Genomic DNA, 15,620 nt, shown 5'->3' with positions numbered 1-15,620 from the left:
GCGCTGATGATCAACCGGGTAGTCTGTGTGGCGCGCGGGCAAGTGTCCAGCAGCGCGAGCAAGATATTTCGAACAGCCCTTTCGGGTGGCGCACAGCCGATCGGAACATTAGCGTCCTCCCCATGGCTGTCAAGGTGCTTGCAATTGTTCTGGCTGGTGGCGAAGGCAAGCGCCTGATGCCCTTGACCGCGGACCGGGCCAAGCCCGGCGTCCCGTTCGGCGGCATCTACCGGATGATCGACTTCGTGCTCTCGAACCTCGCCAACGCGGGGTACCTGAAGATCGTCGTGCTGACCCAGTACAAGTCGCACTCCCTGGACCGGCACATCTCCAAGACCTGGCGGATGTCGACGCTGCTCGGCAACTACGTCACGCCGGTCCCGGCCCAGCAGCGCCTCGGCCCGCGCTGGTTCGCCGGCTCCGCCGACGCGATCTACCAGAGCCTCAACCTGATCAACGACGAGTCGCCCGATTACGTGATCGTCTTCGGCGCCGACCACATCTACCGCATGGACCCGAAGCAGATGGTCAACGACCACATCGCCTCGGGCGCCGCGGTCACCGTCGCCGGCATCCGCCAGCCCCTGGCACTGGCCGACCAGTTCGGTGTGATCGACGTCGGCCCGGACGGCAAGAAGATCAAGGCCTTCCGCGAGAAGCCCCGCGACGCCGTCGGCCTGGCAGACTCGCCCGGCGAGGTCTACGCGTCGATGGGCAACTACGTCTTCACCACCCGCGCCCTCTGCGAGGCGGTCACCGCCGACGCCCAGGACCCGGACAGCAAGCACGACATGGGCGGCAACATCATCCCCATGCTCGTCGAACGCGGCGAGGCCAACGTCTACGACTTCCGCGACAACGAGGTGCCCGGCAGCACCGACCGCGACCGCGGCTACTGGCGCGACGTGGGCACGCTCGACTCGTTCTACGAGGCCCACATGGACCTGATCGCCACCCTGCCGATCTTCAACCTCTACAACCACGACTGGCCGATCTTCACCGACTACGGCTCGTGGCCGCCGGCGAAGTTCGTGCACGGGTACGACGACCGTCAGGGTCGCGCCATCGACTCGATGATCTCGCCCGGCGTGGTCGTCTCCGGTTCCCTCGTCGAACGCTCGGTGATCTCCCCCAACGTCCGGGTCAACTCGTGGGCCCACGTCGACGGGGCGGTCCTCATGGAGGGTGTGTCGGTGGGGCGCCGGGCGGTCATCCGCAACGCCATCATCGACAAGAACGTGATCATCCCGGAGGACGCGCAGATCGGCGTCGACCTGGACCGGGACCGCAAGCTCTACACGGTCAGCGACAACGGCGTGGTCGTGGTCGGCAAGGGCCAGCGCATCGAGCTCTGACCCGTGCCGCCGCGGAACCCGGGTGCCGGCGTGCTGCCGCTGGACTTCGGCGCCGGCCGACGGGCCCGGCTCGCCCGGGCCGACGACACCGGTGCACTGCCCGCGGCGCTGGCGTCCCTCGGCCTGACCGGGCCCCGCCCGGTCCTGGTGCTCGTCGGCGGCGCCGGCGGCATGACCGAAACTGATCTGCAACGGGTCCGCGCGGTGATCGACCGCGCGGTGCTGCCCGCCGTCGCTGCCACGGGTGCCACGGTGGTCGACGGCGGCACCGACGCCGGTGTGATGCGGCTGATCGGCCGCGCCCGCGCCGCCGCCTCCGCTGCACACGTCCTCCCGGCCGGTTCCCGTGACGTCGCAGCCGGTTCGACGGCCGGTTCGATGGTCGGCTCGATGGCCGGTTCGATGGCCGGTTCGGTGGCCGGGACCGCCCCGGATCTGCCCCTGGTCGGGGTCGCCGCGCGGGGAACCGTCCGTCTTCCGGGCGGCGCGCCACCCTCCGCCGACGCGGCCGACCTGGAACCGCACCACTCGCACTTCCTGATGGTCCCCGGCGACCGCTGGGGCGACGAGGCGGCCTGGCTGTCCCGGACCGCCGGCGCCCTGACCGGAGGCACCGCCGCCTCGGCCACCCTGCTGATCAACGGCGGCGCGATAGCCCTCACGGACGCCGAACTCAGCCTGCGGGCGGACCGGCCACTCCTGGTCCTGCGCGGCTCCGGCCGCACCGCCGACCGGATCGCCGACGCCCGCCAGGTGGCGGGAGACCCCACAGTCCCACGGATTTCCACGGTGCCACGGATCTCCACGGTGCCACGGAACTCCACGGTGCCACGGAACTCCACGGTGCCGCCGATCCCCGCGGTGCCACCGATCCTCGCAGTGCCACGGATTCCCGCACCCCGCCGTCGCGACCGGACCGACGCCCGGGTCGACGCGGTGGCCGCCGATCCCCGGGTCCAGCTCACCAGCGACGACCCGGACACCGTACGCCGAGGGCTGACCGCCCTGCTCCGCGGCGCGTCCCGGAGCATGATCTCCGCGGATTGACCGACCGGCGACAATGGAGCGTCCGACGCCGATCTCCGGAGGGTCGATGCCCGTCGCGTTGTTCGCCCGCTTCCCCCGGTTGTTCCACCGCCCGCAACACCGCCCGGTCATCCCGCCCGGCACCGCCGAACGTCACCCCGTCCTGGCCGGTGACCTGGCCGACCTGGAGTCGCTGGTCACGCCGGTCTTCACCGACTACGACCAGCGCGCCCAGCACGAACAGAACACCTACCGCCGCCAGCAGCTGCTGATCCTCTGCGGCGCGGCGGCGATCACCGTGCTCGGCGGTGTCCAGGCCCTCTTCCCCGGCCAGCGCTGGCCGGGCCTGCTGCTGACCGTCGCCGGGGTCCTGCTGGCCACCAGCAGCCAGTGGGCCCGGGAACGCGCCTCGCTCCAGGACTACCTGGACTTCCGGGTACGCGCCGAACGCCTCCGCGCCCTGTACTTCCGCTACCTGACGCGGGTGGGCCCCTACTCCGGTCCGGACCGCCGACGGGCCCTGCGCCGCGCGGTGCTCGCCGTCCGAACCGGAAAGGAACCCGAGTGACCCGCCCCGGCCCCCGAGAGCCCGGCCCCGACGGCCCCGACGGCCCCGGCCGAGCATCCGCGGGCCGGACGGGCGCCGGGAAGGCCGACGGCGCGGGCGTTGTCACCGATCCAGACGGTGTCGCCGAGCCGGACGTTGTCGCCGAACCAGACGGCGTCACCGAGCCGGACGTTGTCACCGAGCCGGACGGGGATGCCGTGGGCAACGAGTGGACGGCGGCGGTCCGGGTCCTCTACCACGAGTTGCGGGTCACCGACCAGCTCGAGTTCTACCGGCAGCGGGCCACGGAGTACACCCGGGCGGCACGGCAGGCCATCGCCGTCCGGAACACGCTGCTCGGACTGGCCGCCACCGTCGGGGCTGCGGGCCAGTTCATCGAGGGCACCGGCCGGGTCGCCACGGGGGTGGCCGCCGCCGTACTCGCCGCGATGGCCGCGGCGATCACCGCCTACGAGACGCTGATCGGCTTCACCCCGATCGCCAAGCTCTACGAGGACGCGGCAGACAGCCTGGAGGAGGCCGACCTGCACTGGGACACCGGCGACGACATGGCCGCCGAGGTGGACCGGATCGAGACCGTGTTCCACACCGAGGCCGGCCGCTGGGGCCAGCTCACCATCCAGACCACGCCACCCACCACCCCGGTTCCCGGAGCCCCACCACCGCCGGCTCCTTGACCCACCGCCGCCACTCCGTGACCCACCACCTCCCACTCATGACCCGCCACCATCCACTCCTTGACCCGCCACCATCCACTCTCGGACTCGCCACCCAACGCTCCCGGCCCGCCGTTCGGCCACCGGCAGAACACGAATCAGCCGCAGACGACGGCCGAGCCACCCCAGCCGTCACCGACGGCTGCATCACGCCCCCCGAACAGCCACCATGGACGGCTCGACCACCCCGGCCGTCACCCACGGCCCATCCACGAGCAGAAAACAACCACCAACGACGGCCGGACCACCCCGAGCCGTCGTCGGCGGCCCACCCACGAACAGAAAACAACCACCAACGACGGCCGGGCCACCCCGAGCCGTCACCCACGGCCCACCAACGAACAGAAAACAACCACCGACGACGGCCGAACCACCCCGAGCCGTCGTCGGCGGTTTGTCGACGTTGCGGGAGGACCGTGCACGACGGCCGGGGTGGATCGCGCGCACGCAGACTGGCAGGGCCACGGGACACGGGGTCGCCACGGAACAGGGCACGAAGTCACCACGAGACGGAAGACGAAGTCACCACGAGACGGGGCACGGAGACACCACGGAACAGGGCACGGAGACACCACGGAACGGGGCTTTGGGCGTACCACAGAAAAGACGGAAGCGGACCGCTAAGAACGCCCCCGCAGGGTCTGAGACGGGGAGGATCCGAACCGCTCACGATAGGCGCCCGCGAACCGGCCCAGGTGGGTGAAGCCCCAGCGGTACGCCACCTCGCTCACACTCGCCTGCCCCGGATCCGAGCGGGACAGTTCGGCGTGCACCCCGTCGAGGCGCAGGCGGCGCAGGTAGGTCAGGGGTGGGATGCCCACGTGCTGGCGGAAGGATTCCTGCAGGACGCGGACGCCGACGCCCGCCACCGTCGCCAGTTCGCTGACCGTGTAGGGGCGCCACGGCTCGGCGTGCATCACGTCGAGGGCGCGTTTGACCGTGCGGGGGCGCATGGGGCCCTGTAGTCCGGCCGGTTCCTCGCCGTAGGGGTGTTCGACGGTGAGGGCGAGGCCGCTGACGACCATGTCGCGCCATCGGGCGGCCATCCGGGGCTGGCGGGCCAGGCCGTCGGGGCCGCGCAGTTCGGTGAGCAGCAGGCGGACCAGGGCGGCCCAGGTGCGGCCGGGACCGTCGACCAGGTCGAAGCTGGCGCCGACCGGCAGCGGGGAGACCACCTGCTGGTCGAGGGCGGCGTCGAGTTCGCGTTCGAGGGCGGCGCGTTCCACTTTGACGCTGAGGAGGCGGCAGTCGCCGGGCCATTCGAGTTCGATGTCGCCGGCCGGCCGGTAGACGACCGCACGGGTCGGGTCGGCGATCACCAGGGCGCCGCGGTGCCAGGAGCGCAGCATGCCGCTGAGGGGCACCAGGACGTGGTACGACGTCTCGAGCGCCGCGATCGACAGGTGGATGTCGGTGCCGTAGCCCACCTCGCCGACCGTGATGGCGCCGAGCCGGACGACGTCGGCGGCGAAATGGAACCGGCCGGGATCCCCGACCGGTTCCATTTGGAGTGGTCCGTAGTAGAGCCGCCGGCAGAACGCCCGAGCCTCGTCCACGTCGGTGGTGCGTAACGCGACGTGCTGCGGGATGTCCGCGCCCGCCGCCGGGGCACGGAGTTGGCCGCCTGCCATGGCGTCCAGCCTAGACCGCCACCAGCTCCCGCTCGGGGACCGCGGAGACGGACGGCCAGTCGAACTCGGCCACCGCGCCGCCGTGCACGTCCACCTCGGCGAGCGGGGTGACCGGGTCACGCCAGATCACGTAGCGGCCTTCGGGCAGCGAGTCGATCACCAGGCAGTAGGTCACGCCGGTGCGCACGTAGCGCGCGCGGACCGCCGCGTGCGTGCGGTGTGCCGGGTCGTCGACCGGGCTGACCTCGATCTCGTGGCCCTGCAGGCGGGCCGGGGTGTTGATGATCAGCGCGCCGATGGCGCCGCCGATGTTCAGCATCACGGTGCCCTGGCCGGACGGGGCGTACGTGTGGTGATGGTGGTGGTGTTCGTGGCTCATTTCGGGTTTCCGAATCCGTCGAACGGGGTACCGAGGAAGGGGAACTTCTTCAGGAGCTTGGCGCTGGAGTCCTTGATGCTCAGTCCCTGTTCGACCAGGGCGGCCGCCGCGTCGGGCTCGAATTCCTTGTCGACCAGCGGCAGGGTGACGCCGGCGATGGCCCGGATCGAGATGGACACCACATCGTCGGCGATGCGCCGGCCGTTGGGGAAACCGGCCAGGTCGCCGCCGAGGAGTCCGAACTTGTTCTCCTTGGCGACCGGCTCGATCGCGGTGTTCAGGCGCAGCATGTCGGCCTGGGTCTCACCGGTCAGGTTCTGGAAGCCGTCGATCAGGCCGTCCGGGATGCCGGTGAGCAGGATGGCGAGCAGGTCGGCCCGCGCCTCCTTCTTCTTGTTCTGCGCTTCGAGCTTGTCGAACAGGCCGGGGTACAGCACCGGCAGCAGACCGCCCAGTTCGGGGGTGGCGACGAACTCGGCGAAGTTCTTGTCCTCGGCCGGCGACGACGCGTTCCACTTGTCCTTCTCGGCCATCGGCACGATGACCTCGTTGAACAGCGGGTTGCCGAGGCGCGAGACCTGGACCTGCGGTCCGACGTACACGTCGGCCTCGGCGCCCTTCTTGTCGCCGTTGCGCACCTCGACCTGGCGGCGGCTCGCCGACGTCCAGACACCGATGACGGCGCCGGCGTCCTTGGCGCGGACCCGCTTCTTGCCGTCGCGGCGTACCTTGTCCAGGGGGATCTGGATGGCGATGCTGTGCACGTTCGTCTGGTCGGTGGCGTTGACCGCCTTGCCGGCGTAGTTGAACAGGCCCTGGCCGACCAGGTGCTTGTCCTGGAACGGGCGCAGCGTGCCGAGGTCGAAGATCGAGCCGAGGTCGACGAAGAAGGCGTCGGCGCGCTGGCCGGCGAAGACCTTCTCGCCGCTGTCCAGCTTGTAGACGGCGTCCTCGGCGAGCTTCTCGTAGTCCGGGATCGAGATCTTGCCGACGTTGCACGGCGGGCAGGGCAGCTTCTTGGCCAGCACCGTGCTCTTGCCGGACTTGTCGACCTTGGTGACCGAGTAGAACTGGCGACGGTTCCAGTTCTCACTGTCCAGCGATTCGATCTGGCCGGTGTTGTACAGGAACGTCTTGTCGTTGCGCAGCTCGGTCACGAACCGGAACTGGTACGTGATGTCCGGGCGGGCGTCGCCGTTCGCGTCGATGTGGATCTCGTAGAGAACGTCGTCGCCGAATTCGAAGAAGTTCGGGCCGCTGGCCGGGATCTGCAGCGGCACGTAGTTCGCGATGATCGTGACCGTGTCCTTGTCGTCAGGGCTGACGAACGCGTACAGGTCGGAGCTGTCGGCGACCGGGTCTTTGCTGATCTCCGGCGCTTCGCGGTGAGAAGACATGGGGGGCTTATTCCTCCGAGAGTCAGCGGCCTGCGGCCTTGAGAAGCTGCTTGACGAGATCCTTGTCGGTGACGACCTTGCTCTTCTCACCGGAGAAGATCTCGATCTGGCCCTTGGCCGCGTCCTTGAGGGAGATGACCAGGGGGCCACTGTCCTTCGAGTCGCCACCCGACTCACCGGCGAGGCTCAGGCCGGCGACCGAGACGGCGGAGACTCCTACGCCGGTCGCGGCAAGGGCCAGAACCTTGCGGCGCGACAACCAGTTGGAGCTGCCCGGGGCGCGGTAGCGAACACGGCTCATTACGTGGGCCTTTCGTCGGGTGGGGGGACCTGCCAGGCGTTGTGTTGTCGACGCCGATCAGTACGAGATCCGGTTCTCAGCGGTTCAACAGTTTTCTCGAGATACCTCAATGATTTCGGCGGCGGCGCAGCCGCGCGACGCCCGCACCGGCCACTGCCAGGGCAGATACTGCAAACGCTCCCACGATGAGCCAGTGTCCGAATTTGACCAGTCCGGTCTCGCTCTGCCCGGAGGCGAGGACCGGGTCCTGCACCACGGCGGAGGCCGAGGGGGACGACGGCGTCACCGCGGCTCGGGTCTTCACCGGCGTGGCGGTGGCCGACGGCTTCTCCGAGGGTGTGGGCGACGGCTTCTCCGAGGGTGACGGGGATGCCACCGCCGCCGCGGGGAAGATCAGGTCCGAACAGGAGTAGTAGGTGTCCGGCGTACTGGACGTCTCCCACACCACGTAGAGCAGGTGGTGCCCGGTCCGCTGCGGCAGGGTCACCTTCATCCGGTACGCCCCGCCGGTCAGCGGCGGGTCGGTGATCGCGGCGAGCGGCTTCGACCCCAGGTCGTCCCAGGTCAGCTTCTTCGCCGGGTCGTACCCGGCCTTGGTCAGGTAGAGACGGAACTCGCCCTGGTGCGGGATGGTCCCCCGGTAGGAGACCGACAGTCTCTGCCCGGACTTCACCTTCGTCGACGGGAAGTCGTCGCGGGCCAGGTCCAGCCCGCGGTACAGGTCCAGCCCGCCGCTGCACAGCTTCCCGTCGGGCACCCGGTCCCGGTCGTCCGTCACGTTCGCGAGCCGCAGGTTGTCGTACGCCCCGATGAACCCGCCGGTGGCCTTCTTCGCCGCCTTGCACGCGGCGGCTCCGGTGTCGGTGCCGTTGCCGGCGCACGCGGCGGACCGGCTGATCGGGGTGGTCGGCGCCCCGTGGGCGAGGGCGGGTGAGGGCAGGGCGGGCACGGCGACGGCGGCCAGGAGACCGGCGGCGGCGAGTCGGCGGAGGAGGTACACGGGGACTCCCGGCGAGGCGGCGGCGGGCCGGGTGATTCCCGGCCACCAGGGGGTACGGAGTTGCGGCACCGCTCGTTCACCGGTCCCGGCGCTGTGATTGCATGGCCGGGTCCGGTGAGAAAACCCTGGAGGATCTATGAGCAAGCCCGACGTCGGCCCCATTCCGGCACAGGCGCCCGCCGATCTGGTCATCGAGGACCTGGTCGAGGGCAACGGCACCGAGGCGGCCCCCGGGTCGTTCGTCAGCGTCCACTACGTCGGTGTGGCGCAGTCCGACGGCAAGGAGTTCGACGCTTCCTGGAACCGGGGCGAGCCGTTCGGTTTCCGGGTCGGTGGCCAGCAGGTCATCGCCGGCTGGGACCAGGGCGTGGCCGGCATGAAGGTGGGCGGCCGTCGCCGTCTGGTGATCCCGTCGCACCTGGGCTACGGCAGCCGTGGTGCCCCGGGCGCGATCAAGCCCAACGAGACCCTGATCTTCGTGGTGGACCTGCTCCAGGTGCACTGACAGCGGGCCGCTCCGGCGCCCTCACACGGGTGCCGGAGCACCCTCTGCAACAAGACATACGTCACACAGGGTGAGCCCGGGTGGGCGCTGAACCATTTCGTGCAGGTAACGTCGGCGCCCATGCGAGGACCCATCAGCACGGCCGTCACCACGGCCTGCGCTCTTCTGGCCCTGACCGGCTGCGCCGCCAACAGCAACGACGCCGGTTCCATCGAAGCCGCTGACACCGCCACCACCGCGGTGGCCGGACTGGACGCGGGCACCAACACCGCGTGCGCCCTGGCGTCGAACGCCACGCTCGGTAAGGGTGGGCACGATCTCGACGTGACGTCGGCCGAGGCGATCGTGGCGGCCGCCAAGGCGTCCGAGAGCACCCTGATCACGAGCTCGGCGAACGTCCTGGACGCGGCTGCCCGCAAGGCCAAGGCCGCCGCGGACGACCCGGAGGGCCCGGCGCTGGAAGCGGAGGTCAGCGCCGCGATCCTCAAGTTCAACACCGTCTGCGACGACACCGACGCGCTGCTCGCCAGCATGCAGGGCGAGAGCGCCGGCACCGGAGTGGGCGCCGCGACGGACGCCGCCAACAAGGGTGGCAAGGGCGTCAACTGACGGACCCGGATGGTAGGCGTGATGCGCCTACCATCCGTGGATGACCACGGTCCGGATCGTTCCCACCGCAGACCTCACGGCCGCCGGAAGGTCGAGCATCCGCGCCATGCTCGACCTCGCGTTCGACGGCGGCTTCGACGACCACGACTGGGATCACAGCCTCGGCGGCCTGCACCTGCTGGTCACCCACGGGGGTGAACCGGTGGCGCACGGCGCGGTCGTCCAGCGCCGCCTCCTGCACGACGGGCGGTCCTGGCGCTGCGGCTACGTCGAGGGTGTCGCCGTGCATCCGGAGCATCGCGGGCGGGGCCTGGCCGCCGCGGTGATGGACTCCGCCGAGAAGATCATCGATGCCGCGTACGACCTGGGCGCCCTCGCCGCCTCCCCCGAGGGCCGCGGCCTCTACCTGGCCCGCGGCTGGGTGCCGTGGCGGGGACCGACGGCCGTGCTCGCCCCGCAGGGCCTGGTCCCCACCCCGGACGACGACGACAGCACCCTGGTCCGCCCGGTCACCGGCGGGGCGGCGCTGCGTGTCACCGCCCCGCTGACCTGCGACTGGCGCGAGGGCGACGTCTGGTGACTCACCTGTTCGCGTCGCCCCCGCGGCGGCGTGACCGGGCCCGCGGCGCCACCGGCGCCCGGCACACCGGCCGAACCGTCGGCGGCTGCGGCGGTGCCGCTGCGTTCTCCGTGGCCCCGGCGTCGTGTGCGCCGGGGTCGAACGGCTCCTCGATCGGGATCACTCGGCGTTCCGCAGCGACGCGCAGCCGGACTCGCCGGGCAGCAGCGGCCGGAAGACGACCGACCACTGCTTGCCGGCCGACATCCACGAGGTCCGCTGGCTGGCCTTGTCGGCGGCCGCCCACACCGTGTCCTTCTGCTCGCCGGTCATCGCGACGCAGTGGGTGCCGACCGTCTCGTTCAGCGCCTCGCCGGGCAGGTCCGGGCCGGGCCACTGGACCGGCTCGCCGCCGAGACCGTCGCCCGGGTCCACCCACGGCTGGGCGATGGCGACCAGTCCGGTCGGCAGATACCGCTCCTGGCTCGCCGTGGCGAGGCCGTCGACGGTGTCCAGGAAGTCGGTCAGCTTCTTGCGGGCGGCGTGCTGCGCGGCGGTCAGCGACGTGTCGTCCGGGCGCGCCTCGCGCAGCGCCACCACCTCCACGCTCTCGTCGCCGGAGGCGGTCCGCACGGTCACCTTGGTGCTGGGGATGTCGGCGACGTTCGGGGTGCCGAAGTCGGCGCCGTCGGTCACGCCCGCCTTCACCGCGTCCGCGGTCAGCTGCTGCACCTGCTCCGGGGTGAGCTGCTGGACCTGCAGGTTGGGCAGGGCCGGACCGGGATACGACAGGGCGACCGGGCCCTCGGTGATCAGGCGGCCGTCGGCGTAGACGCTGATCTGCGGCAGCCGGCCGACCAGGAAGTGCGGCGGGACGAAGCCGCCGCGGGACTCCACGCGGAGGACGACCACGTCGGACGACGGGTACGGCGTGGCGGAGCCGCGTTCCAGGACGGGCCCGGCCGAGGTGCCGGCCGAGGTGCCGGCCGCACCGGACCGGGCGCAGGCGCTCAGGAGCAGGAGAAGGGGCAGGGCCGCGAGGACGGCGCCACGATTTCTGGTCATACCCGGTACGACGATCGAATCGCCGTCCCGGTTCCGCCCTCTATGCGACGACTCTCGCCCGGCGCCCGAGTACCTCGACGACGTCACCCGGGTGCAGCTGGCGGCCGCGGCGCTCGTCGACCTCGCCGTTGACCGTCACGTCTCCGGAGGCGATCAGGACCTTGCCCTCACCACCGGTCTCGATGAGGTCCGCCAGTTTGAGGAACTGGCCCAGCCGGATCATGTCGCCGTCGATGGAAACGTCTCGCATCCGCCCATCATCGGCCACCGCCGTACGGCGACCGGCAGCGGGATCACCGGAAACCTTTCGGAAAACTTCTCCGCTCCGGTTGAACCATCGGGACCGGCGATCCGAACTACATGTCGTGAGGCATCTGAGGATGGCCCGCCGCGCGGGCACGCTGACCATTGTTTCCGCTGCCTGTGTGCTTTTCGCCGCGGGTCCGGCCGCAGCGGACGTGACAGTGAGCCCGGCGAGCGCGCAGCAGACGACCGGGGCGAACATCACGTTCCAGTACAAGAACACCGGCGCCAAGCCGGTGAAGCAGGTACGCCTGGTGATCCCGACGGATTCGCCGATCGCCGAGGTGTACCCGCTGTCGGTGAACGAGTGGGCGCCCAACATCGAATGGCAACAGCTGAGCACGCCGCTGACCGCGATCCACAACTCGACGCCGCTGACCCAGGTGCCGAGCGCGATCACGTGGCTGGCGGTCGGCACCGGTGGCGCGCTCGCCCCGGGCGCCGTCGCGGACCTGCCGGTCGCCGCCGGCCCGCTGCCGACGCTGAGCTCGGTGGACTTCACCCTCGAGGTGACCTACACCGACGGCAGCAAGGGCACCGGCGAGAAGGCCACCCTGACGCTGACCCCGTGGGACGGTGTCACCACGTCGGCCCACCAGCACGCCGGCGGGGTGGCCACGACCACCGACACGGCGTTCTCGGAGGCGGAGAACCAGTATTTCGACAGTGTGGTGAACGGCGAGGACGACGGCCCGTCGGTGCTCGCCCTGTCCGGCTGGGGTGTGGCGGCGCTGGCGCTGCTCGGCGCCGGCTGGACGGTGTGGCGCAACCGGCACCGGGCCGAGGAGGAGCCGGAGAGCTCCGACGAGCCGGCCGGTGAGGACGACACGGCCAAGGACGACACGGCCAAGGACGGTGGCAAGGAGCCGGTGGCCGCCGGCAAATGGAGCCTGAAGGGCTGAGTGAGACTCCCCCGCAGGCCGGGCCTGCAGCGGGAAACCTCACGCGGGTGGGCGTGAGGGAACGTCGTGGCAAGCGCGTGGGGCGCGGCACCACGACCGGCGGGTGGGGCCCCGGGCAAGGCCCGTGATCCGCGCGTCGTAGGGGTGGGGAGCCGTCGGCTCCCCACCCCTACACACTGTCGTCAGACCGGGACGACCCGTTCGGTGCGCAGCGCGTCGATGATCTCGCGTTCCACCCGTTCCGAGTCGGCGTGCGGGACCTGGCAGGTGCCGGCCGCGATGTGCCCGCCCCCGTCGTAGCGCAGCATCACCTCACCGATGTCCACCGGTGAGGTGCGGTCCAGGATCGACTTGCCGCACGCGAAGACGGTGTTGAGTTTCTGCCGGCCCCAGATGATGTGTACCGAGACCCGGGACTCGGGGAAGAGCGCGTACACCATGAAGCGGTTGCCGGCCTCGATGGTCTCCTCCTCGCGCAGGTCCACCACGACGACGTCGCCGTCCATGTGGCTGATCCGGTGCAGCTGCTCGACGAAGCGGGCCGAGCACTCGTGGAACAGTTCGGCGCGTTCGGCCACGTCCGGCAGCGACAGGATGTCCGAGACGTTCTGGTGTTCGATGCAGGCGTCGATCAGCTGCATCATCAGCTGGTAGTTGGAGATCCGGAAGTTGCGGAACCGGCCCAGCCCGGTGCGGCTGTCCATCAGGAAGTTGAGCAGTGTCCAACCGTTGGGACTGAGGATGTCGGTCAGCGTGTAGTCGGCCGAGTCCGCCTGGTCGACGGCCCGCATCAGGTCGTCGGACACTTTCGGGAACCGTTCCCGGCCGCCGAAGTGGTCGTAGATGACCCGGGCGGCGGACGGCGCGTCGGCGTCGATGATGTGGTTGCCGACGTTGTCCTTGTTACGCAGCGTCTCCGAATGATGATGGTCGAAAACGATGTGAGCACGGGCGTCGAACGGCAGGTTCGTCAAGACGTCACGATCAGTGATGTCCACGACGCCGTCCTGCACATCCTTCGGGTGGACGAACATGATGTCGTCGATCATGTCCAGGTGACGCAGCAGAACGGCGCAGACCAGACCGTCGAAGTCGCTGCGGGTCACGAGCCGGTACTTCACGACGTCCCCCTACGATCGCCAGACCTTTGAGACCATTTTGCCACTTTTTTCGTTATGGCCCTGGTCGCATCGGTGGATGGATGTGAACCGCTCGGCCCCTGCGCTGCGTAAGGTTCAGACGACGGTAACAACCCGCGTCGGAGGACACCCAGAAGATGGACCACGCACCTCAGCTCATCCAGGAGCGCAGCGCCCCACCAGCCACGTTGGTTATCTTCGGCGCCTCTGGTGACCTGACCCGCCGCAAGCTTCTCCCGGCCGTCGAGAGCCTGGCCCGGCACAACCGGCTCCCCGACCAGTTCGCGCTGGTCGGTGTCGCCCGGACGCCGATGAGCGACGAGCAGTTCGCCGAGAGCGCCCTCGGCGGCAAGAACCTGGCGAACAAGCGGCAGCTGCAGGGCGGCGTCCGCTACGTCTCCGGCAGCTACGACGACCCCGAGACCTACAAGCGCCTCGCCGAGACGCTGGACGAGCTGGACGCGCAGCGCGGCACCTCCGGCAACCGCCTGTTCTACCTGTCCACCCCGGCCGGCGCGTTCGAGCCGGTGATCAACGGGCTGGCCGGAGCGGGCCTCAACCAGGCACACGAGGGCTCGTTCTCCCGCCTGGTGATCGAGAAGCCGTACGGCCGGGACCTGCATACCGCCCGGGAACTCGACGGCGTCGTGCACAGCGCGTTCGACGAGAACCAGGTCTTCCGCATCGACCACTACCTGGGCAAGGACACCGTCCAGAACGTGCTGGCGCTGCGCTTCGCCAACTCGATCTTCCAGCCCATCTGGGACCGCTCGTGGGTCGACCACGTGCAGATCACCGTCGCCGAGACGCTCGGCGTCGGCACCCGCGGTGGGTTCTACGAGCACGCCGGCGCGATGCGTGACATCGTGCAGAACCACGTGCTCCAGGTCCTGGCGCTGGCCCTGATGGAGCCGCCGGCATCGTTCGGCGGCGAAGGCCTGCGCAGCGAGAAGGTGAAACTGCTCCAGGCGATCCGGCTCCCCACCGACCGCGACATCGCCGACGCCGCGGTCCGCGGCCAGTACACCCGCGGCGGCACCCGCCAGGAGCTGATGGCCGGCTACCGCGAGGAGGTCGGTGTCGACCCGCTGTCGCGCACCGAGACGTACGCGGCGATGCGCCTCAACGTGGACAACTGGCGCTGGGCGGGTGTGCCGTTCTACGTGCGCACCGGCAAGCGCCTGCCGGCCCGCCTCACCGAGGTGGCCCTGCAGTTCCAGCGCCCGCCGCACCTGCCGATCCCGACCGACCAGATGACCGGCCTGGACGCGGACGCGCTGATCCTGCGCATCCAGCCCAACGAGGGCATCTCGCTGCGCTTCGGTGCGAAGGTCCCGGGTCACTCGTTCCGGGTGCGGACCGCGAGCATGGAGTTCTCGTACGACCAGACGTTCGTCGAGGAGTCCCCGGAGGCGTACGAACGTCTGCTGCTGGACGCACTGATCGGCGACGCGTCGCTGTTCATCCGCAGCGACGAGGTGCAGCAGTGCTGGCGGATCGTCGACCCGATCATCGAGAACTGGGCACGGGACCACTCGCCGATCCCGACCTACGAGGCCGCGTCCTGGGGCCCGACCGACGCCGACCGGCTGATCGGCCGCAACGGCCGCAAGTGGCGTAACGAGGTGTAGCGCGTCGCCTGCGTGTGCGGGCGGGCTCGCATAGGGTTGTCATCAACCTCGATTCCCCGCGAGCCCGCCCCCCAAGCGAAAGAACGTGGCAACATGCAGGTCTCGGTCGCGCATCATCCACCCAACACGGCCGTGCTCGTCCTGCGCGGATCCCTCGACATCGACACCGCGCCCGCGCTCAAGGCCAACCTCGGCCGCCTCGTCGACCGTCCCGCGCCGCGCGTGATCGTGGACGTCTCCGGTCTCGACTTCTGCGACTCGATGGGCGTCGGCGTGCTGGTCACGGCACACGGCCGGGCCACCGAACGGGACGGCTGGGTGCGTCTGGCGGCGCCGTCCGGATTCCTGCGCCGCCTCTTCGACACCCTGGGACTCAGCGATTATCTGCCGATGTTCCCCGACGTCGCCACGGCGCTGAAAGACGAATGACCTTTCGGGGTACGCGTCGGAGCACGCCCGTTGTTCGCCTGCGGTGACGCGTACCCCGCTCGGCTGCGGTGACGCGTACCCGCTCGCCGCAGTGACACGTACCCG

The 15,620-nt window shown here is 70.1% G+C and carries 18 protein-coding genes; 10 read left to right on the top strand and 8 right to left on the bottom strand.

Features of this window, described 5'->3' with window-relative positions:
- The first annotated feature begins 122 nt into the window (after positions 1-122).
- The 4 genes from glgC to QSK32_RS03355 are packed head-to-tail and all read left to right on the top strand — an operon-like array spanning position 123 to position 3,626.
- The gene (gene glgC / locus QSK32_RS03370) at positions 123-1,355 is read left to right on the top strand and encodes a glucose-1-phosphate adenylyltransferase (RefSeq protein ID WP_045746840.1); all 1,233 of its coding nucleotides are present in this window, start codon (positions 123-125) and stop codon (positions 1,353-1,355) included.
- A gap of 30 nt (positions 1,356-1,385) precedes the next feature.
- On the top strand, positions 1,386-2,402 hold the full coding sequence (locus QSK32_RS03365) for a TRP family putative cation channel (RefSeq protein WP_169792537.1): 1,017 nt from the start codon (positions 1,386-1,388) through the stop codon (positions 2,400-2,402).
- Between the two features lie 46 nt (positions 2,403-2,448).
- A complete protein-coding gene (locus tag QSK32_RS03360) occupies positions 2,449-2,949 on the top strand; it encodes a DUF4231 domain-containing protein (RefSeq protein ID WP_169792538.1) in 501 nt (166 codons plus the stop codon).
- The gene (locus QSK32_RS03355; protein ID WP_285471164.1) at positions 2,946-3,626 is read left to right on the top strand and encodes an SLATT domain-containing protein; all 681 of its coding nucleotides are present in this window, start codon (positions 2,946-2,948) and stop codon (positions 3,624-3,626) included. The genes QSK32_RS03360 and QSK32_RS03355 overlap by 4 nt, the downstream gene beginning before the upstream one ends.
- 659 nt (positions 3,627-4,285) lie before the next feature.
- Here the strand turns inward: QSK32_RS03355 and QSK32_RS03350 are convergent.
- The 5 genes from QSK32_RS03350 to QSK32_RS03330 form a co-directional block, all read right to left on the bottom strand.
- Positions 4,286-5,296: an AraC family transcriptional regulator gene (locus QSK32_RS03350; protein WP_045746843.1), complete on the bottom strand. Its 1,011-nt coding sequence runs from the start codon at positions 5,294-5,296 to the stop codon at positions 4,286-4,288.
- Between the two features lie 10 nt (positions 5,297-5,306).
- Positions 5,307-5,675, bottom strand: a complete 369-nt coding sequence (locus QSK32_RS03345) for a hypothetical protein (RefSeq protein WP_045746844.1) — start codon at positions 5,673-5,675, stop codon at positions 5,307-5,309.
- Positions 5,672-7,072: a DUF4331 domain-containing protein gene (locus QSK32_RS03340; RefSeq protein WP_045746845.1), complete on the bottom strand. Its 1,401-nt coding sequence runs from the start codon at positions 7,070-7,072 to the stop codon at positions 5,672-5,674. The genes QSK32_RS03345 and QSK32_RS03340 overlap by 4 nt, the downstream gene beginning before the upstream one ends.
- 22 nt (positions 7,073-7,094) lie before the next feature.
- The gene (locus tag QSK32_RS03335) at positions 7,095-7,373 is read right to left on the bottom strand and encodes a hypothetical protein (protein WP_045746846.1); all 279 of its coding nucleotides are present in this window, start codon (positions 7,371-7,373) and stop codon (positions 7,095-7,097) included.
- Positions 7,374-7,479: 106 nt separating this feature from the next.
- On the bottom strand, positions 7,480-8,373 hold the full coding sequence (locus QSK32_RS03330; RefSeq protein WP_052721075.1) for a lytic polysaccharide monooxygenase: 894 nt from the start codon (positions 8,371-8,373) through the stop codon (positions 7,480-7,482).
- 136 nt (positions 8,374-8,509) lie between these two features.
- Between QSK32_RS03330 and QSK32_RS03325 the strand changes: the two genes are divergently transcribed.
- The 3 genes from QSK32_RS03325 to QSK32_RS03315 all read left to right on the top strand — a co-directional run bounded on the left by QSK32_RS03325 (position 8,510) and on the right by QSK32_RS03315 (position 10,067).
- Positions 8,510-8,878, top strand: coding sequence for an FKBP-type peptidyl-prolyl cis-trans isomerase (locus tag QSK32_RS03325; RefSeq protein ID WP_045746847.1), 369 nt, complete (start codon positions 8,510-8,512; stop codon positions 8,876-8,878).
- Positions 8,879-8,998: 120 nt separating this feature from the next.
- Positions 8,999-9,487 (top strand): hypothetical protein, encoded by a 489-nt coding sequence (locus tag QSK32_RS03320; protein ID WP_045746848.1) that lies wholly within the window; start codon positions 8,999-9,001, stop codon positions 9,485-9,487.
- Between the two features lie 40 nt (positions 9,488-9,527).
- Complete coding sequence (locus tag QSK32_RS03315; protein ID WP_045746849.1) at positions 9,528-10,067, top strand: GNAT family N-acetyltransferase; 540 nt, start codon at positions 9,528-9,530, stop codon at positions 10,065-10,067.
- 159 nt (positions 10,068-10,226) lie between these two features.
- Here QSK32_RS03315 and QSK32_RS03310 read toward each other — a convergent pair whose 3' ends face one another.
- Entirely contained in the window at positions 10,227-11,111 is an 885-nt protein-coding gene (locus QSK32_RS03310; protein WP_045746850.1) for a hypothetical protein, read from the bottom strand.
- A gap of 40 nt (positions 11,112-11,151) precedes the next feature.
- Positions 11,152-11,361: an RNA-binding S4 domain-containing protein gene (locus tag QSK32_RS03305; RefSeq protein ID WP_045746851.1), complete on the bottom strand. Its 210-nt coding sequence runs from the start codon at positions 11,359-11,361 to the stop codon at positions 11,152-11,154.
- A gap of 130 nt (positions 11,362-11,491) precedes the next feature.
- Between QSK32_RS03305 and QSK32_RS03300 the strand changes: the two genes are divergently transcribed.
- On the top strand, positions 11,492-12,316 hold the full coding sequence (locus tag QSK32_RS03300; RefSeq protein WP_285471163.1) for a DUF1775 domain-containing protein: 825 nt from the start codon (positions 11,492-11,494) through the stop codon (positions 12,314-12,316).
- Positions 12,317-12,498: 182 nt separating this feature from the next.
- On the opposite strand, the gene QSK32_RS03295 is transcribed toward QSK32_RS03300, so the two are convergent.
- Positions 12,499-13,437, bottom strand: coding sequence for an exopolyphosphatase (locus QSK32_RS03295; RefSeq protein ID WP_045746853.1), 939 nt, complete (start codon positions 13,435-13,437; stop codon positions 12,499-12,501).
- A 155-nt stretch (positions 13,438-13,592) separates the two neighbouring features.
- Between QSK32_RS03295 and zwf the strand changes: the two genes are divergently transcribed.
- Together zwf and QSK32_RS03285 are read left to right on the top strand one after the other, a co-directional pair.
- Positions 13,593-15,086: a glucose-6-phosphate dehydrogenase gene (gene zwf / locus QSK32_RS03290; RefSeq protein ID WP_045746854.1), complete on the top strand. Its 1,494-nt coding sequence runs from the start codon at positions 13,593-13,595 to the stop codon at positions 15,084-15,086.
- A gap of 93 nt (positions 15,087-15,179) precedes the next feature.
- On the top strand, positions 15,180-15,515 hold the full coding sequence (locus QSK32_RS03285) for an STAS domain-containing protein (protein ID WP_045746855.1): 336 nt from the start codon (positions 15,180-15,182) through the stop codon (positions 15,513-15,515).
- Positions 15,516-15,620: the final 105 nt, after the last annotated feature.

It is taken from the genome of Actinoplanes sp. NBRC 101535 (genome assembly GCF_030269225.1).
Classification (GTDB): domain Bacteria; phylum Actinomycetota; class Actinomycetes; order Mycobacteriales; family Micromonosporaceae; genus Actinoplanes; species Actinoplanes rectilineatus.
Note: the sequence above shows the minus strand (reverse complement) of the source record. Positions and strands in the feature narration are given on the sequence as shown.